The 17,943-nt window shown below is 62.9% G+C and carries 16 protein-coding genes and 1 pseudogene; 11 read left to right on the plus strand and 6 right to left on the minus strand.

Features of this window, described 5'->3' with window-relative positions:
- Positions 1-156: 156 nt before the first annotated feature.
- The 3 genes and pseudogenes from BLQ01_RS22830 to BLQ01_RS00240 form a co-directional block, all read left to right on the plus strand.
- A pseudogene (locus BLQ01_RS22830) lies at positions 157-321 on the plus strand (DUF4244 domain-containing protein); the annotation flags it as partial.
- Positions 321-842, plus strand: a complete 522-nt coding sequence (locus tag BLQ01_RS00235; protein WP_254779206.1) for a TadE family type IV pilus minor pilin — start codon at positions 321-323, stop codon at positions 840-842. The pseudogene BLQ01_RS22830 and the gene BLQ01_RS00235, both read left to right, overlap by 1 nt.
- Positions 839-1,201: an Rv3654c family TadE-like protein gene (locus BLQ01_RS00240; protein ID WP_026541364.1), complete on the plus strand. Its 363-nt coding sequence runs from the start codon at positions 839-841 to the stop codon at positions 1,199-1,201. The genes BLQ01_RS00235 and BLQ01_RS00240 overlap by 4 nt, the downstream gene beginning before the upstream one ends.
- A gap of 19 nt (positions 1,202-1,220) precedes the next feature.
- On the opposite strand, the gene BLQ01_RS00245 is transcribed toward BLQ01_RS00240, so the two are convergent.
- Together BLQ01_RS00245 and BLQ01_RS00250 are read right to left on the minus strand one after the other, a co-directional pair.
- Complete coding sequence (locus BLQ01_RS00245; RefSeq protein WP_026541363.1) at positions 1,221-3,563, minus strand: DEAD/DEAH box helicase; 2,343 nt, start codon at positions 3,561-3,563, stop codon at positions 1,221-1,223.
- A gap of 81 nt (positions 3,564-3,644) precedes the next feature.
- Positions 3,645-4,340 carry a GNAT family N-acetyltransferase gene (locus BLQ01_RS00250; protein ID WP_026541362.1) on the minus strand — a complete coding sequence of 232 codons (696 nt, stop codon included), beginning with the start codon at positions 4,338-4,340 and terminating at the stop codon, positions 3,645-3,647.
- A 267-nt stretch (positions 4,341-4,607) separates the two neighbouring features.
- On the opposite strand from BLQ01_RS00250, the gene BLQ01_RS00255 reads away from it, so the two are divergent.
- Positions 4,608-5,504 carry an oxygen-dependent tRNA uridine(34) hydroxylase TrhO gene (locus tag BLQ01_RS00255; RefSeq protein WP_026541361.1) on the plus strand — a complete coding sequence of 299 codons (897 nt, stop codon included), beginning with the start codon at positions 4,608-4,610 and terminating at the stop codon, positions 5,502-5,504.
- Positions 5,505-5,512: 8 nt separating this feature from the next.
- Here BLQ01_RS00255 and BLQ01_RS00260 read toward each other — a convergent pair whose 3' ends face one another.
- Together BLQ01_RS00260 and BLQ01_RS00265 are read right to left on the minus strand one after the other, a co-directional pair.
- Complete coding sequence (locus BLQ01_RS00260) at positions 5,513-6,043, minus strand: hypothetical protein (RefSeq protein ID WP_026546538.1); 531 nt, start codon at positions 6,041-6,043, stop codon at positions 5,513-5,515.
- A gap of 64 nt (positions 6,044-6,107) precedes the next feature.
- A complete protein-coding gene (locus BLQ01_RS00265) occupies positions 6,108-6,551 on the minus strand; it encodes a hypothetical protein (protein ID WP_026546537.1) in 444 nt (147 codons plus the stop codon).
- A gap of 92 nt (positions 6,552-6,643) precedes the next feature.
- On the opposite strand from BLQ01_RS00265, the gene BLQ01_RS00270 reads away from it, so the two are divergent.
- From BLQ01_RS00270 to proC, 7 genes are all read left to right on the plus strand, one after another.
- Entirely contained in the window at positions 6,644-8,293 is a 1,650-nt protein-coding gene (locus BLQ01_RS00270; protein ID WP_026546536.1) for a DUF7059 domain-containing protein, read from the plus strand.
- Positions 8,290-9,000: an ArsR/SmtB family transcription factor gene (locus BLQ01_RS00275; protein ID WP_026541357.1), complete on the plus strand. Its 711-nt coding sequence runs from the start codon at positions 8,290-8,292 to the stop codon at positions 8,998-9,000. The genes BLQ01_RS00270 and BLQ01_RS00275 overlap by 4 nt, the downstream gene beginning before the upstream one ends.
- Positions 9,001-9,125: 125 nt before the next feature.
- On the plus strand, positions 9,126-11,852 hold the full coding sequence (topA, locus tag BLQ01_RS00280; protein ID WP_091549688.1) for a type I DNA topoisomerase: 2,727 nt from the start codon (positions 9,126-9,128) through the stop codon (positions 11,850-11,852).
- A gap of 149 nt (positions 11,853-12,001) precedes the next feature.
- Positions 12,002-12,436 carry an SseB family protein gene (locus BLQ01_RS00285; RefSeq protein ID WP_026541355.1) on the plus strand — a complete coding sequence of 145 codons (435 nt, stop codon included), beginning with the start codon at positions 12,002-12,004 and terminating at the stop codon, positions 12,434-12,436.
- 89 nt (positions 12,437-12,525) lie between these two features.
- Positions 12,526-13,668 carry a Ppx/GppA phosphatase family protein gene (locus BLQ01_RS00290; RefSeq protein WP_026541354.1) on the plus strand — a complete coding sequence of 381 codons (1,143 nt, stop codon included), beginning with the start codon at positions 12,526-12,528 and terminating at the stop codon, positions 13,666-13,668.
- A gap of 1 nt (position 13,669) precedes the next feature.
- Positions 13,670-14,503 carry a sugar phosphate isomerase/epimerase family protein gene (locus BLQ01_RS00295; protein ID WP_026546534.1) on the plus strand — a complete coding sequence of 278 codons (834 nt, stop codon included), beginning with the start codon at positions 13,670-13,672 and terminating at the stop codon, positions 14,501-14,503.
- Between the two features lie 368 nt (positions 14,504-14,871).
- Positions 14,872-15,702, plus strand: coding sequence for a pyrroline-5-carboxylate reductase (proC, locus tag BLQ01_RS00300; protein ID WP_091549689.1), 831 nt, complete (start codon positions 14,872-14,874; stop codon positions 15,700-15,702).
- Between the two features lie 76 nt (positions 15,703-15,778).
- Here the strand turns inward: proC and BLQ01_RS00305 are convergent, their stop codons facing one another.
- Together BLQ01_RS00305 and BLQ01_RS00310 are read right to left on the minus strand one after the other, a co-directional pair.
- A complete protein-coding gene (locus BLQ01_RS00305; protein WP_026541351.1) occupies positions 15,779-16,465 on the minus strand; it encodes a potassium channel family protein in 687 nt (228 codons plus the stop codon).
- The gene (locus BLQ01_RS00310) at positions 16,458-17,891 is read right to left on the minus strand and encodes a TrkH family potassium uptake protein (protein WP_091549690.1); all 1,434 of its coding nucleotides are present in this window, start codon (positions 17,889-17,891) and stop codon (positions 16,458-16,460) included. The genes BLQ01_RS00305 and BLQ01_RS00310 overlap by 8 nt, the downstream gene beginning before the upstream one ends.
- Positions 17,892-17,943: the final 52 nt, after the last annotated feature.

Raw genomic sequence — 17,943 nt, forward strand, 5'->3', positions numbered from 1 at the left:
AGCCTCCAAGTCTCCGCACCAAGCGATGCTCTGGCCCTACGGGGGCCGCTGGCCGCCCGAAACCCGGATTTGGTCGAGGACCATGCTTCTCTGCGGAGGCGGCCTGGCCGGCGGCAGCGGAGGAGCTATCGGAGGATCGGGGAAAAGCTCCGGACACGGGGAATGCTCCTGGGCTCCGAAAGCGGTATGGCCACAGCAGAGTACGCGATCGCTACCTTGGCCGCGGTGGGTCTGGCCGGCCTGCTGGTGGTCATCCTTCGGAGTGAAGAAGTCCGTGGCTTCCTGCTCAACCTGATCCGCACTGCACTGTCCTTGCCATGATGCACGTGCTGCCTGCCGGCGGGAGGTCACCTGCTGCCTGCGCAGGACCACCATCCAGATGGAAGAGGGACGGGGCGGAATCAGGAGCCGTGACAGCGGAGTTTGCCGTTGCCTTGCCGGCTGTGGTCTTGCTCTTGGCCTTCCTGTTGGCAGGCGGCGCTGCGGGGATCACGCAACTGCGGTTGGAAGAAGCTGCCACGGCCGGAGCCCGGGCGTCAGCTCGGGGCGAGACCGGCGGAACAGTGGAGGGAATCGTCACAAGGCTCGCCGGTGACACCACCACTTCGACCCTTACTGAAAGCGATGGATGGCTCACGGTGACAGCGTCATCCCGGGTCGGGGGAGCGCTGGGACCGTTAATCCCCTGGACGTTGACAGCGTCGGCTTCCGCTCGTGCAGAGTCAGGCCGCACTGACTCAGCCGGCAGTGCACCAGGCCGTGCAGAGTCAGGCCGCACTGACTCAGCCGGCAGTGCACCAGGCCGTGCAGAGTCAGGTGGTTCAGGGGCAAGCAGTCCATGAACCAGTCGGGAGTTCCTGTGCACCCTGAACGCGGGGCGGGAACGGTCCTCGCGTTGGTGTTGGGCGCGGTAGTGATTGCCCTGCTCTTCGGCGTGCTCTTCCTGGCCCAGGCCGGGGTCTTGGCTTCGAGGGCTGCGTCCGCGGCAGATCTGGCAGCGCTCGCGGGGGCGGACGCCGCCAGGGGCCTCACTTCGGGTGAACCGTGTTCGGTTGCTTCAGACGTTGCGGGGCGGCAGGAAGCCAAGATTGTGTCCTGCACAGTGACCGGCGGAACGGTAGTTGACGTTGCCACTGAGCTGGACCACCCTTTCGGCTGGGGAGTTGCCACGGGACGGGCAAGGGCGGGGCCACCTCCCTAATGCCGCCGAACAGCCTGCCCTAGATGGCGTCCTTCAACAACACACCAAGGAGGGTGATGGCGGCTGCCTTGTCCAACGGATTGTTCTTGTTGCCGCATTTAGGGGACTGGACGCAGGATGGGCAGCCTGCCTCACACTCACAGGCCTGAATGGCTTCTTTGGTTGCCGTCAACCAGATCTTGGCCTTTTCAAAGCCCCGCTCAGCGAATCCGGCACCACCGGGATGTCCGTCGTAGACGAAAATCGTGGGCACCCCGGTGTCGGCGTGCAGGGCAGTGGAAACACCGCCAATGTCCCAGCGGTCACTGGAGGCAACCAACGGAAGGAGACCGATGGCAGCGTGTTCGGCAGCGTGAAGTGCCCCCGGGAACTCTGCTTCCACCAGACCTGCCCCGTGAAGAGAGCGGTTATCCACAACAAACCAGACGGCCTTGGTAAAGAGATCCCGGGCGCCCAGCTCCAAGGGTTCTTCACCAAGGATCTCGTTGGAAATCAAGGCCTTGCGTTGGAAGGAGACAACTTGCGTAGTCACTTTGACGTCGCCAAAATGCACGGTGATGTCGCCCCACTGGACCGAGCGCGACGTTTCGAGCACCTCGATCTGGGTCACGTCCCTCGCGGTGGTGTAGAAATCGGGGTTCACCCGGCGGACCATGACGCAATGGTCGGCCTCATTGAGGTCTTCCACCAGGTAGCTTTCGCCCTGGTGGACATAGATGGCACCCGTGTGGGCCTGGTAGTGGGTTTGCGGCGAGTCCATGGTCCCCAGGAGCGACCCTGTTTCGGCGTCAACGATGCTCACTGGACCGCCTCCGTCCGCCCGGAGATTCACCATTCCGGCGGCACTCTCCGGGTGGGTCCAGAACCATCCTGCAGGGCGCTTGCGCAGGTATCCCTGGACAACAAGCCGGTCCAGGAGTCCCTCGGACGTTGGGCCGAAAAGATCAAGCTCGGCAGGCCCGATCGGCAGTTCTGCAGCCGCTGCACACAGGTGGGGTCCCAGGACGTAGGGGTTTCCGGGATCAAAGACGGTGGCTTCCACGGAAACGTCAAAAATGGCCTCGGGATGGTTCACCAGGTACGTGTCCAAGGGGTCGTCGCTTGCCACGAAAGCGGCAATGGCATCCTGCCCCGCCCGGCCGGCCCGGCCAATCTGTTGGAAAAGGGAGGCACGGGTGCCCGGCCATCCAGCCACCAGCACCGCATCGAGGCCGGAAATGTCGATCCCCAGTTCCAAAGCGGACGTGCTGGAAACACCCAACAGCTGGCCGGACCTCAAAGCCTGCTCCAGAGCACGACGTTCTTCGGGAAGATACCCGGATCTATAGGCGGCCACGCGCCCTGGCAGACTTGGGTCCACCTCGTCGAGGAGCCTCTTGGTGATCGACGCAATGGATTCGGCCCCTCGACGCGACTTGATGAACGCGATGGTCCTTACACGCGAGGACACGAGGTTGGCCAGGATGTCCGCTGTTTCGGCTACGGCAGTCCGCCGCTGTTTGGCACCGTTTTCACCTTTGACATCGGTCAGCGCGGGCTCCCAGAAAGCCACCGTGGTGGAACCGTGCGGCGAGCAGTCCTCGGAGACTTCCCTGACCGGAGCACCGATGAGCCGGCCAAAGGAAACACCGGGATCGGACGCGGTGGCCGACGCAGCAATGAACACCGGCTCTGGGAACGTGTTGCCTGCGCCGTAGTAAGCACAGATCCGCCGGAGGCGACGCATCAGGTTTGCCACATGGGAACCGAAGACTCCGCGGTAGCTGTGTGCCTCGTCCACAATGACGTAGCGCAGCCGCCGGAAAAACTTTGCCCACCAAGTGTGGTTGGGCAGGATTCCAAAGTGCAGCATGTCCGGGTTGGCCAGGATGAAGTTGGCATGGTCGCGGATCCAACGCCGCGACGCCACGTCGGTGTCGCCGTCGTATGTTTCCGCCCTTACGGTGGGAAGCTTCAGCGCACGGATCGCCGCGAGCTGGTCTGCAGCCAGAGCCTTGGTAGGGGACAGGTAGAGGGTGACCGCACCGTCGTCGTGGATCTTTCCGGGATCGGAGAGGACCCGCAGCTCGGAACGGTGAATCGCGTCCAGGGCAGGAAGCTGGTAGGCCAGAGACTTGCCGGATGCCGTACCAGTGGCGATCACTACGTGTTGTCCGGAATGGGCGAGCTCGGCTGCCTGGATCTGGTGCCGGTACGGTTCCTGGATACCCAGGGACTGGTAGGCGTCCACGACGTCGGGGTGAGCCCAGCCCGGCCAGGGCTCATTAACGGCCTTCCGCGCAGGGATGGTGTGGACATGGCGCAACTGCTCCGGGTCCGGCGTCCGGCCCAGCAAGGAGATCAATGATTGAGGTGCAGCCACCGAATCATTCTGTCACTGTGCAGCCATGCCGACGGCGGCACCCGCGGGCGCCGCCGTCGAACCCAACACGACCGCGGGCAGTTACAGCCCCGAGAGATCAGATCCTTCGGTGCCGCTGGCGGACATCATGAGCACGTGCCCCACCACTTCCCAGCCGAGGTGGGAGTACAGTTTCTGACCGTCCAGGGATGCCAGCAGCAGCCCGTTCTCGACATCGTGGGAAAAAGCTTGGGCGGCCAGGGCCTTCATGATGAAGCTGCCCAACCCACGCCGTTGGAAGTCCGGTTCGGTGACGATTTTGTCGAAGACGGCGGTCCCGTCCACCACGAAGACCCGTCCGCTCGCAGCTACCTGCTCGCCGGAATGGACCACCGCGTAGTGGACCCCGTTGGATTCGGAGGTAGCCAGTTCCAGGTCATCGTCCGGGAGCCAGGGATCCTCGGCATCCTGGGTTTCCATGTCCACGATCATCATGGTTTGCGATGCGGAGGTCACGGTCAGCCCGTGCTGTTCCGCGAGGTACTTGTAGCGTTGGACGTCGTTGGTAAGGACCGTCAGGATCCGGGTGGGAGCTTCTGCGGTTTTAGCCGCCAGGGCGGTGAACTCTTCGTCCGAGGGATCATGGGCAAAATACTCCCAGTCACCGGTCTTGTCGGCGCGAAGTGCGGCAGGGAAGCGGCCTTCCTGGCGTGACTCGTAGCCCCGGCAGCCGGACCAGCCGGCTACCCAGACTTCCAAGAGGTGCGCAATGTCTTCAACCAAGGCGTCTGGACTCATGTAGAGAGAGTATGCCAGCACACCATGAAGCAACAGAGCCGGATCAGCGCCGGAATGGTTGCTTATGCAATTGTGACTTCTCCCCGCGGCAGCCGCCGCAGAACATGCCCCGACAGCCACCCCGGCAGCCGCCGCAGAACATGCCCCGACAGCCACCCCGGCAGCCGCCGCAGAACATGCCCCGGCAGCAACCCCCGCAGCTGCCCCGGCACTTGGTCCGGCAGTCCTGCCGCCCGGCGATTTTACTGCACCAAGTACCCTTGAATAGTGGCTTTGAACCGAATTGTGCTCTTCTATGGCTTTACCCCGATCGCCGACCCCGACGCCGTGCGTCTATGGCAGCGTGCCCTCTGCGAGAAACTTGGGCTCACCGGCCGGATCCTCATCTCGAAGGACGGCATCAACGCCACGGTGGGCGGCGAACTGAACAACATGAAGCAGTACGTGAAGACCACGCGTGAATATAAGGGCTTCCACGGGATCGACTTCAAATGGTCGGAGGGAGGCGCCGCAGATTTCCCGCGCCTCAGCGTCAAGGTCCGCGATGAAATCGTGTCGTTCGGTGCTCCCGGGGAACTCCGGGTTGATGACCAGGGCGTGGTGGGCGGCGGCAAACACCTGCAGCCGGAGGAACTCCACGCGTTGGTGGATGCGAAGAAGTCCAGTGGCGAGGACGTGGTGTTCTTTGATGGCCGCAACGCGTTCGAGGCACAGATCGGCAAGTTCAAGGATGCGATCGTTCCGGACGTGGACACCACGCATGACTTCATCAAGGAACTCGACTCGGGCAAGTACGACGACCTCAAGGATAAGCCCGTTGTTACCTATTGCACTGGCGGAATCCGCTGCGAGGTCTTGTCCAGCCTGATGGTCAACAGGGGCTTCAAAGAGGTGTACCAGCTCGATGGCGGGATTGTCCGCTACGGCGAAACGTTCAAGGACAAGGGCCTCTGGGAAGGTTCCCTGTACGTCTTTGACAAGCGCATGCACGTTGAGTTCAGCGAGGACGCCAAGACCATCGGTGAATGCGTGCGCTGCTCCGCTCCCACCAACAAGTTCGAGAACTGCTCCAACCTCAGCTGCCGGACCTTGACCCTTTACTGTGCCGAGTGTGCTTCAAGCCCGGAAACGCTGCGCTGCCCCGGAGGCTGCGAAGCAGCGTAAGGCCGGGTTCAGAGCCGGCTGACCCGGTAGGCGAAGTTGGCATCGGACCTGGATCCCACAGTGATGGACAGGATGGCGTCTTTATCCAGTTGGACAACGCTCACCCTGGCGTTGGCGCATCCCAAGGTCAGGTCCACCAAGGCGACCCCATTCAATGTGACATCGAAGGACACACGACGCGTGCCGCGGCATGCCAACGTTACGGCGTACGTTCCAGCGGGCAACTGCACAGTTTGCTCGGACTTGGACTCACCGGGGTTCAGGTAGCCGTTGCTGGAGTAGAACGACTGCCCTTGGGATTCGGGCAGCGCAGCTTTCGCCCATTCTTCAAGGGCCTCGCCGCTGACGGTTTCTTCCAGTGCCGGATCGGGCGGAAGCGCAATATTTCCCGCCGTGGAGGTGGCACTCGCTTCCGGCTTGCCGCCGTCCTCATAGGTGTACTCGCAACCGGCCACGCCGCCGCACAGGACAACAAGAAGCACGACGGCGGCCTTCGCCAGCCGCTGTGGCCTCACCGAGCAAGCTGCCTTGCTGCCCATGCACTGACTTTACGCCCGGGCGGCCTCCGTCTGAAGGCCCTGCGGAGCCAGGTTCCGGCGGGTCCTAGCTTGTGGTTGGAGCCAGATGGTAGGCGTAGATCAACGGGGCGTCAACGCTGCTGGTGGAGATGTTGATCGGACCAGTTGCGGGCACTTTGATTTTCACCACATCCAGGCTGCCGTTGCATGCAGCTGCGGCATCGGCAATCTTGTTTCCACTTGAAGAGACTGCGAAGTAAGCCTTGCCGCCGCCGTCGCAGGCCATGGTGAGCGTGTAGGTTCCGGCGGGGACACTGGTCGATTCCTTCACCAGCGGATCCCTGTTGAGGATCTTGCCTGAGTCCTCCAGAACCGCGCCGTTTGCTGCCGGAAGGACCTTTTCCTTCCAGGCAGGAACGTCTGCATCTGCGATGTTAACGGGCGCTTGGCAGGCGCCGGCCCCCAGCAGGACAGCAGCGGCCAGGGCAACAAGGCCCGCGCGGCGCCTTGTGGAGGAGAAGTTGAGCATGATTCCACGCTACCGGGTTCCAATGGGGTCCTTCGTCCACATAGCCCGGATCGGCCCCGCAAGGCCTTGCCCGCCGCACCTACACTTGCAAGGTGACTGACACAGCTTTCGCCTTTACTGCAGGCAATACCGATGATGCTCCCCGAAGCGACCAGCCCGGCCTGCTCCAGGTTCTCGCCGGGGACCTTCAGGCCATCTCCTACACCGTGGACGGCGTTGCTGCCCTCCTGGGGGAGTCGGCCTCAGCGGCCCTTGGCCGGGACCAGGTGGTGCCCGCCCTCTTGGCCACCGAGCGGCTGACGGACTCGCACGATCCCGCTGTCCGGGCACTGGCTGTGGTGGTCCGTCTCTGGCTGTTGGCCGTCCCGCAGTCCGTGGCGGAGGTTGACTCTGCCCTGCCTGGAATCCGCAGCCAAGGACTCGTGGACCTCGGCCTGGCCACGGTGGACGCCGGCGTTGTCCGGGTCACGGTTGATTTACGCCCTTACGGTTGGGATGCGAATGCCGACGGCAGCGGCGGTGCCGAACTTTGGGTAGCCAGTGATCTCGCTGCCCACCAGCAGCCGGGGGTCCTTCGTCATGACCATGTCCTGGGCATCGGGCGCGCCTCCACGACGCTGGTCCAGACGACCATCAGGGAACACACCCAACGTGCCCTGGACCTGGGGACCGGATGCGGGATTCAAACGTTCCACCTCCTGCACCATTGCGAGCACGTCACGGCTACGGACATCTCCGAACGCGCGCTGGCTTTCACCCGGTTCAACCTCCTGCTGAACGCTGCGGAACTTGAACTGGATCCGCAGGATCTGGAAAGCCGGGTAAGCCTGCGGCTCGGATCGCTCCTGGAACCAGTGGCGGGCGAACAGTTCGGACTGGTGGTATCCAACCCTCCCTTCGTGATCACGCCAAGGAAAGGCGGGGAATCCTCCTCGGACCAATTCACTTACCGTGACGGTGGGCTTCCCGGAGACGGAATTGTGGCGTCGTTGGTGCAGTCGATCTCAGGGGTCCTTGCGCCCGGGGGCACCGCCCAGATGCTGGGAAATTGGGAGGTCACTGAGGGAACGGACTGGAAGGACCGTCCCAAGGAATGGCTCAAGGACGCGGAACTTGACGTGTGGTTCATTCAACGCGAGCAAGTGGATCCGGAACAGTATGCCGAGACCTGGCTGCAGGATGCCTCTCAGAACCGTGACCGCGAGCAATACAAAGAGTCCTATGCTTCCTACCTTGATGACTTCGCGTCCCGGAACGTGGAGGGCGTGGGCTTCGGCATGATCTGGTTACGCCGCCCGGAGGCCGGGCAGCAGGCCATCATCAGCCGTTTCGAGGAGATTACCTATCCCATCGAGCAACCCATTGGACCCCATCTGGGTGCGGCCGTTGAACGGGCCGATTGGGTGGCTGCCAACGCAGTGCCCGAGGCGCACCTGCTGGTAGCGGAGGACGTGACCGAAGAACGACACCAACGCCCCGGTGCTGTCCACCCGGGCGTTATCCTCCTCAGGCAGGGTGCCGGTCTCCGAAGGACCAATCTGCTCAGCACGGAACTTGCAGGTTTCGCATCTGCCTGCGATGGAGAGCTCTCGGTCCGGCAGATCGTGGCAGCCCTGGTCTCCCTGCTGGGAGGCGGTGAAGACTTTCACGAGGACGCCTTCAGGGATGGCTTGTACCGCGACGTCACCAACCTCGTCCTCGAGGGATTCCTGCTTCCGGACCCAGCACAGGCCGGCACATGAGCAGCGACGCGACGCCGGCGGGAATGAACTCCGCTGGTCCGGTTAGTGACCCTGACTACACTGATCAAGTGATTGCGAACAACGAGACATCCCAAACGTCAGGAGACGTTCCGCGGCGGAAGCGGGCCGAGAAGACGGTTGAGATCACCGACCCCAAGGCTATCCGTGCCTTGGCGCACGCTGCACGCATCGAGGTCATCTCCGAGCTCTACGCCACCCAGGTGAGCCACACCGCCACTGAACTCGCTGCGCGTACGGGCCTGACCCCCAGTGCCATGAGCTACCACCTCCGTGCCCTCCAGAAATGGGGAATCGTGGCACCGGCCGAAAATGCGGGGGACGCGCGCGAGCGGCGTTGGAAGGCAGCTGGTACAGACTTCACTATCTCCGGAGGCAGCGTCGCCAGTCCCGAGATAGCCGTGGTTGACCTTGAGCTGGATGCTTTCCGCCGACGGGCTTCGGCGTTCGCCAAAGCCCGTGGAGAACGCCGCCAGCGCGGTGAAGGGGGAGATGAACCGGTTTCGGTGGTCCTCTCCAGCAACCTGCTCTACCTCACCCACCCGCAACGGAAGGAACTTGCGGACAGAATCCGTGAGGTAGTCAGGGAGTACGAGCTGGAGGATCCGACGCAGATTCCCGAAGGTGCCGAACGTGTGGCAACCTTGTGGTCAATGATCCCGGATGATCGTGTGGCACCCGGGCAGTAACCTTCCGGCCGGGTCACCGAATGACCGCCCTGGTTTCCGTACCAGAACGCAGGATTCTGCAATCTATGGTGAACTAGGCCAATATGGGCACCAGCCCAATTACACATTTTTTCTGTAGGAGCACCGTGCCCAGCAAGGCAAAAACCGGCAAGAAACTCGTGATCGTGGAGTCTCCCGCCAAGAGTAAGACCATCGCCAAGTACCTTGGCGAGGGCTTCATCGTCGAGGCTTCCATCGGCCACATCCGGGACCTCCCGCAGCCCTCGGACCTCCCTGCAGAACTGAAGAAGACCTCGCTGGGCAAGTTCGCCGTCGACGTCGAAAACGGCTTCAAGCCGTACTACGTTGTCTCCCCGGACAAAAAGAAAAAAGTTGCCGAGCTCAAGGCGCAGCTGAAAGACGCTGACGCGCTCTATCTCGCAACCGATGGGGACCGCGAAGGCGAAGCCATCGCATGGCACCTCCTTGAGGTCCTGAAACCCAAGGTTCCCGTCTACCGCATGACCTTCGGTGAAATCACCAAGGAAGCCATCCACCGCGCCATGGACAACCTGCGCGATGTCGACACCGCCCTGGTGGACGCCCAGGAAACCCGCCGTATCCTTGACCGCCTGTACGGCTACGAAATCTCTCCTGTCCTGTGGCGCAAGGTTGCCCGCGGGCTCTCGGCGGGCCGCGTGCAGTCCGTGGTGACCCGCATGGTGGTGGACCGTGAACGCGAACGCATGGCCTTCCGGGCCGCGTCCTACTGGGACCTTACGGGCCAATTCGGTGCCGGCTCGGGGTCCTTTAAAGCCAAGCTTGCTGCCGTGGACGGTTCCAAGGTTGCCAGTGGCCGCGATTTCAACGACAACGGCCAGCTGACCTCCTCCACCGTGGTGCACCTCAACGAGGAACTGGCTACGTCTTTGGCTGCTGGACTGGAGAACGCCGAATTCCGCGTTCGTTCCGTCGATACCAAGCCGTACACCCGCCGTCCTGCCGCGCCGTTCACCACCTCGACGCTTCAGCAGGAAGCCGGCCGCAAGCTGCGTTTCTCCTCCAAGAGCACCATGCAGGTAGCCCAACGCCTGTATGAAAACGGCTACATCACCTATATGCGTACCGACTCCTCGGCATTAAGCGATGAAGCCCTCACGGCATCCCGTCGCCAGGCTGCCGAGCTGTACGGCCCCGAGTACGTACCCCAGAGCCCACGCGTGTACGCCAACAAGGCAGCCAATGCCCAGGAAGCCCACGAGGCCATCCGTCCCGCCGGTGACTCCTTCCGCACCCCTGCCCAGGTGGCCAAGCAGCTGAGCGGCGACGAGTTCCGGCTGTACGAGCTCATCTGGAAGCGCACGGTGGCCTCCCAGATGGCCGATGCCAAGGGCTCCACGGCCACCATCCGCCTCGGAGCCGTGGCTGCTGACGGACGCGACGCCGAATTCTCGGCTTCAGGCACCGTCATCACCTTCCCCGGCTTCCTGGCCGCCTATGAAGAAGGCAAGGATGAGAGCCGCGGAGACGATGAATCCGACGAAGCCCGACGCCTGCCCAACGTGGCCAAGGGCGATGAGCTCACCGCTTCCGACATCCTGGCTGTGGGCCACGAAACCTCACCGCCGCCTCGGTACACCGAAGCTTCGCTGACGGCTGAGCTGGAAAAGCGCGGCATCGGCCGCCCGTCCACTTACGCCTCCACCATTTCCACCATCCAGGACCGTGGCTACGTCCGTAAGCAGGGGTCCGCCTTGGTCCCCAGCTGGATTGCGTTCTCCGTGATCCGTTTGCTGGAACAGCACTTCACGGATTACGTGGACTATGAGTTCACCGCGGACATGGAAGGCGACCTGGATAAGATCGCCAACGGACAGGCCGTGGGTGCCGCCTGGCTGAAGCACTTCTACTATGGTGAAGACGCCGATCCTGGCCTGTTGAGCATTGTGAACAACCTGGGCGAAATCGATGCCCGCGAAATCAACTCCGTACCTATCGCCGAGGGCATTACCCTCCGGGTCGGCAAGTTCGGACCCTACCTGGAAAGCTCCATCCCCACCGTGGATGAGAAGACCGGAGAGGTAGTGGAATCCGCGCGTGCCAACGTCCCCGAGGAACTGGCCCCGGATGAGCTCACGGCCGACAAAGCCAAAGAACTCATGGAGACCGCTGCCCCGGAGGAACGGGTGCTGGGAACCGATCCCCACACCGGACACACCGTGGTGGCCAAAAATGGCCGCTATGGGGCCTACGTCACCGAGATCATTCCCGAGATGACCGAGGAACAACTGGCCAACCAGCCGGTGGAGTATTACAAGAACGGCAAGCCCAAGCCGCCGAAGAAACCTGTCAAGGCCAAGCCGCGCACGGGCTCACTGTTCAAGTCCATGACTGTGGACACTGTGACCCTGGACGAGGCCTTGCAGCTCATGAGCCTGCCCCGGGTCCTGGGCGAGGATGCCGACGGCAACCCCATCACGGTGCAGAACGGCCGCTTTGGTCCCTACCTGAAGAAGGGCACGGATTCCCGGTCCATCGGCTCGGAAGAGGAGATCTTCACGATCACCCTGGAGCAGGCACTGGAGATCTATTCCCAGCCCAAGCAGCGCGGCGCCCGTGCCGCTGTGCCTCCGCTGGCCGAGTTCGGTCCGGATCCTGTTTCGGAAAAGAACATCGTGGTGAAGGAAGGCCGCTTCGGTCCGTACATCACTGACGGCGTCACCAACATCACCGTCCCCCGCTCAACCTCGTTGGAGGAACTGACCCGGGAACGCGCCGTCGAACTTTTGGCCGAGAAGCGGGCCAAGGGCCCGGTCAAGCGGACCACCACCCGCAAGGCACCGGCCAAGAAGAAGGCCACCGCCAAGAAGTAGGCCGCGGCCATAAAGCAGCCACTATGAAGGCACCGGCCAAGACGTAGGCCGCGGCCAAGAAGTAGGCCGCGGCCATATAGCAGCTACCATGAAGGCCGGGACAGCAAGCGCGAATTGCGTCCCGGCCGGCATCGTGGTCGAGTAGAACCATGACTGAACAGACCGTTTCACCGGACAACGAACCCTTGAACGACCTCGAGGCCAAGCTCGCCTCGGCCGAGCAGCCGGACGCCAACCCGGTTGATGTCATCCTCGCTTTCCTGAACAACGAGGTCTACCTGGTCAGCTCCGAAGCCGTGGACGGCCCGGATTCGTCGGTGGAGCCGTTGGTGCTCTCCAACGCTGACGGTCAGCCCGTCCTGGCTGTCTTCAGCCACCCAAGCCGCGTTGATGAGCGGTTCCTCGAAGCGGCCCCGCACGTCCTGGGCACCATGGGCTCAGCGATCCTGGGAAACATCGGTGATGAACTCGGCATGGTTATTAACCCGGGCAGCGAGTTCGGCTTCGAAATCGACCCCGAAGGCATCGCCAACATCCGCCGTGACTTCAAGCGCGCAGATGAAGCAGGGGAGCCCACCGAATAGCCGGTGCCCAAACCGCTGGACACCAATCCGACGGCGAAACGTCGCCGCCAAGTTGCTTCACGGCCTTGGAATCGGTGAATAATGGCAGAATGCGTCTTGGCGTTCTAGACATCGGTTCCAACACCGTCCATCTGCTTCTTGTGGATGCTCACCCGGGCGCGCGCCCGGTGGCTTTCGCATCCCACAAACGTCCCCTGTCCCTGGTGCAGTACCTCGACGGTGACGGCAACATCAACGACGCCGGCCAGCACGAGCTCATCGAGTTCGTACTGGAAGCCTGGGAGTTCGCCGCCAGCCACAAAGCCGAGGACCTCCTGGCGTTTTGTACCTCGGCAATCCGCGAGGCCACCAACGGTCCGGAAGTCCTGGCACGGGTCAAGCACGAAACAACGGTGACCCTGCAGGAACTGACAGGCAGCGAGGAAGCGTCCATGACGTTCTTCGCAGTCCGCCGCTGGTATGGGTGGGGCGCAGGTCCCATCCTTGACCTGGACATTGGTGGGGGCTCCTTTGAAATGGCCTATGGAACCGATGAACTTCCCGAGTTCGCCACCTCGGTTCCCCTGGGTGCCAGCCGTTTGACACGGGATTGGCTCCACGATGATCCTCCGACAGCAAAAAGCGTCAAGGAACTGCGGCGCTACATCCGTTCCACGCTGAAGCCTGTGGTCCGCAATTTCCACGAGCTCGGCCGTGCGAACCTCGTGGCCGGTACTTCCAAGACCTTCCGGTCGCTGGCACGCATCGCAGGCGCGGCGCCAAGTGCGGCAGGACCCTACGTGAAGCGCGAACTCCACGCCGCGGACCTCGGCCTGTGGGCCCAGCGAATTTCGGCTATGACAGTGGAGGACCGGCTGTACCTGCCGGGTGTCTCGGACGCCCGGGCACGCCAACTGTTGGCAGGTGCACTGGTGGCCGAGGCCGCGCTTGAGCTCTTTGAATTCCCCACCATGGAGATTTGTCCGTGGGCACTGCGGGAGGGCCTGATCCTTCGCCGGCTTGACCAGCTGGTCTTTGAAGAGGCCCTCGACCCCGCGCCGCATGTGGGCAAGCGGAAGAAGGACAAGTCCAAAAAGAAAGCAGCCAAGGACGGTGCCAAGACGGTGGATAATGATGAGTCCCACCCCGGGATCGATGAGTCCCACCCCGGGATCAAGGAATTTCCTGTCCCCGTGAACACCCCGTCCCCTGCACCAATCCCAGCCCCCGTGGCAGGCGGGCTGGCCTCCTGAGATGAGCAACGACGTCGAACCTGAAGTGAATGACCGCCAGATCCCCGTAGCGCTGTCCAGCGCGTCCGTCTACCCCTTGAGTGTCCATGACGCTTTCGCCGTGGCGCAGGACCTGGGTTATGAGGGCGTGGAGGTGATGGTCACCAACAACGCGGTGAGTCAGAACCCGGCCGCCCTGATCCAGTTGAGCCACCGCTACCACCAGGAGATCGTCTCCATTCACGCGCCCACATTGCTGCTGACGCAACAGGTGTGGGGCACGGCCTGGAACAAGATCGAGAAGTCGTGCCAGATGGCCGCCGACGTAGGATGCGACACCGTGGTGGCCCACCCGCCGTTCCGTTGGCAGTCCAACTATGCGGAGAACTTCGTGGAAGGCGTCCGGGAGATCGCGGCGAGGTACCAGGTGCATATTGCCGTGGAGAACATGTACCCGTGGCGTGTCCGTGGCCGGGAAGCTGTGGCTTACCTGCCGCACTGGGATCCCCTGGGACAGGATTACGACGACGTCACGTGGGATTTCTCGCACGCGGCCACTGCCGGGGCCAACAGTTTGGAAGCCATCAAGGCATTGGGCAGCAAGCTCCGCCACGTCCACCTCACAGACGGTTCAGGTTCCGGTAAGGACGAGCACCTGGTGCCCGGCACGGGAACGCAACAGTGCGCCGACGCCCTCCAGCACCTGGCGTCCACTGGGTTCGATGGCGTGGTGGTGGCCGAGATCTCCACCCGCAAGGCCAAGGTGGCGGGGGAGCGCGAGGAAATGCTGGCAGAAACCCTGCGCTTCGCGCGGCAGCACCTCAGCGCACCATCGCTGCGCAGCGTAGAGAACTAACGGCGTCGAGCCTGTTCTGAGCTTGTTGGCCTGACGCGCCGGTGGACTGACGCTGTTGGCCTGACGCCGTTGGCCTGACGCACCGTTCGCCTGACGCACCGTCTCACACGGTGTGTCGGGCGGGCGGCGCCAGGTCCGGCCGTTAAAAGCGAAAGCACCGGCGGCCGAATCGGGAAATGGGGGAAAACCCGCCCGGCCACCGGTGCTTGTGGCGGACATCCCCATGCCCGCCTCATCACTCGCACCCTCAATGAGGTAACTACTAAGTTACGGACCAACAATGAGTGCTGCCTGCAATAACCTTGGGAACAAGCTGGGAATCCGGAATCCGTTAGACCCCGTCCAAGGCCAACTGCAATGATGGAGCCATGAGCAACCGAATCGCATTCCTTGGCTGTGGATCCATGAACGAGGCAATCCTGGGAGGCCTGATCGCCGCCGGGACCGACCCCGCAGACATCGTGGCCACGGTCCGGCGGGCCGAGCGCGCCGACGAACTCGCCCAGCGGCACGGGGTTATGGCCATCGCCGGCGAAGAGGAGCCCGACAACAATAAGTTGGCTACCAAGGGCTCCGGCCTGGTCATCCTTGGCGTTAAACCGGTAGGCGTCCTGGATCTGGCACGGGAGATCAGCCCGGCCCTGGCCAAGGACACGATTGTTGTCAGCGTCGCGGCGGCCGTTTCCATCGCCCAGCTCGAAGCAGCGCTGCCGGACGGCCAGCCGGTGATCCGCACCATGCCCAATACACCGGCCCGGCTGGGGCGCGGCGTCATCTCGGTCTCCCCGGGAACGCATTGCACCCCTGAGCAGCTCGAACAGGCCAAAGCCGCGCTGGCTGGTGCCGGCACGGTGGTGGAGATCCCGGAGGAACAGGTGGACGCGCTGTCTGCCATCAGCGGTTCGGGCCCGGCATACGCTTTCTACCTGGCCGAGGCCATGGCAGCAGCCGGTGTCGAACTGGGCCTGGACCAGGAGCTGTCCGTCATGCTTGCCCGCGAAACAGTGGCCGGCGCCGGCTTCATGCTGGCCGAACCGGGTGCGGATCCCTCAGCCCTGCGAATCGCCGTCACCAGCCCCAATGGCACCACTGAGCGTGCCATCATGGCCTTCGACGACGGCGGCATCCCCAAGATCATTGCCGACGGCGCCCGCGCGGCAGCAGCCCGCGCAGCAGAGATCACCAAGCAGCTCGGCTGACCTCGGAGTTTTTGTACAGCTAACGCCCCTAAGAGCGCGTCTAAAGGGCGTTAGCTGTACAAAAACTCCATCACGGTTACGGGCGTGCTGCGAAGCGCTCCAGCAGGTCCACGTGTCCGGACACGATCAACATATCGTGGCCGGACACTTTGGTTTCCGGCCGTGCGTAGGTGAAATCCTCGCCCGGGGTTTTGACGCCGACGATCGTTACGCCGTACTTGGAGCGGACCTTGGATTCTTCCAGGGTGAAGCCCACGGTTTCCTTGGGCGGGTACATTTTCACGATCGCGTAGTCGTCGTCGAACTCGATGAAGTCCAGCATGCGCCCGGACACCAGGTGCGCTGCCCGGACACCGGCATCGGCCTCCGGGTAGATCACATGGTTGGCGCCGATGCGGGTGAGGATCTTGCCGTGGGATGGCGTGATGGCCTTGACCCACAGGTGTTGGATCCCCAGGTCCACCAGGTTCACGGTGATGAGCACTGAGGACTCGATGGACGTGCCAACACCCACTACAGCTGAGCTGAACTCCTGGGCTCCAAGCTGGCGCAGGGCATCGATGTTGGTGGCGTCGGCCTCCACCACGTGCGTGAGCACGGGCGCCCACTTTTGGACGAGGGTACGGTCGCGCTCGATGGCCAGGACTTCGCGGCCCTGCTTGACCAGCTGCTCAGCTGTGGCGGATCCGAACCGGCCCAGGCCAATGACCAGTACTGGTGCGTTGTGTGCGGGGCGGTTGGCAGCCCCCGTGGTACTAGCCAATGATTGGCCTCTCTTCCGGGTAGTGGTACAGCTGGCTTCGTTGGCGCAGGGCCAGTCCGGCAGCAAGGGTTACGGTGCCGACGCGGCCGGCGAACATCAAAGCGGTCAGGACATAAACGCCCGACGGCGGCAGCTCGGCACTGAGGTTGGTGCTCAGTCCCACGGTGGCAAAGGCGGAGATGGATTCGAAGAGCACCCGGTCCAATGATGCACCGCTGATGGAGAGCAGCAGGAACGCTGCAACGGAGACCAGGGTGGCGCCGGCAACGATCACCGAAATGGCTACGCGCATGGTGCCTTGGGGGATGGTGCGGCCATAGACCTTCACGTCGGCGTCGCCACGGGCTTCGGCCATGATGGCCAGGAACATGACGGCGATGGTGGTTACTTTGATGCCACCGGCTGTGGACGCCGACCCGCCGCCGGCGAACATGAGGGCATCGGTGAGGAGCATCGTGGTGGATTCCATGTGGTTTTGGTCCACCAGGTTGAAGCCGCCGGATCTGGTCATCACGGAGGCGAACAGGGAATGGGCCACCTTGTCGCCAAGGCCCATATGGCCGATGGTGCGCAGGTTGTCCCACTCCATCAGGCCCCACAGCACTGCGCCGGATGCCAGCAGGATGAAGGAGACCTGGATGGTGAGCTTGGTGTGGAGGTTCCACTTCTTCCAATTGAGCCCGTTCTGCTGCAACACCATCACCACCGGGAATCCGAGGCTGCCGAGGAAGACCCCCAACATCAGCGGAACCAGGATCCACAGATCGGTCTCATAGGGGACGATGCCATCGGAATGCGGTGTGAACCCGGCGTTGTTGAACGCGGAAATGGAGTAGAAGACGCCGTGCCACACGGACTGCCAGAAGCTCTCCCCGAGCACTATGAAGCGGGGAATCAGCACGATGGCCAGTCCGGCCTCAATCACCACCGAGGTCACGATGACGATCCGGAGCAGGGTACCCACCTCACCGAGGCGGCCAGCGTTGTTCATGGCTTCCTGGGCGATCAGCTTGCCGCGTACGCCCAGGCGCTTGCTGACCATGAGGGCCAACAGCGAGGCCAGGGTCAGCGTGCCAAGGCCTCCCACGAAGATGCCAATGAGGATCACCAGCTGACCAAAGAAGGTCCAGTGGGTAGCGGTGGAAACCACCGTCAGCCCGGTGACGCAGACGGCAGAGACCGCAGTGAACATGGATTGATGCAAGGGCGTGACCGTACCGGCAGCGGACGCCGCGGGCAGGGACAGCAGGCCCGTGAACACCAGGATGACCACGGCGAAGACGGTCAACGCCAAACGGGCAGGGGAGGTGTTGGCAATGTTGTCGATGAAGTCGCGCACGCGGGTGAAGATCCACAGACCTTCCCGCTCCTGCTGGTTGGGTTGCCAGTTGGCCGGGCTCGTGGACCGCGACTGGCTTTGAGACATGGCGCTCTTCCTCGGTTGAAACAAGCTTTCCTGAGTAGTAAACCACTATTCC

Origin of the sequence: Arthrobacter sp. UNCCL28 (genome assembly GCF_900102805.1) — a bacterium.
GTDB lineage: Bacteria > Actinomycetota > Actinomycetes > Actinomycetales > Micrococcaceae > Arthrobacter > Arthrobacter nicotinovorans_A.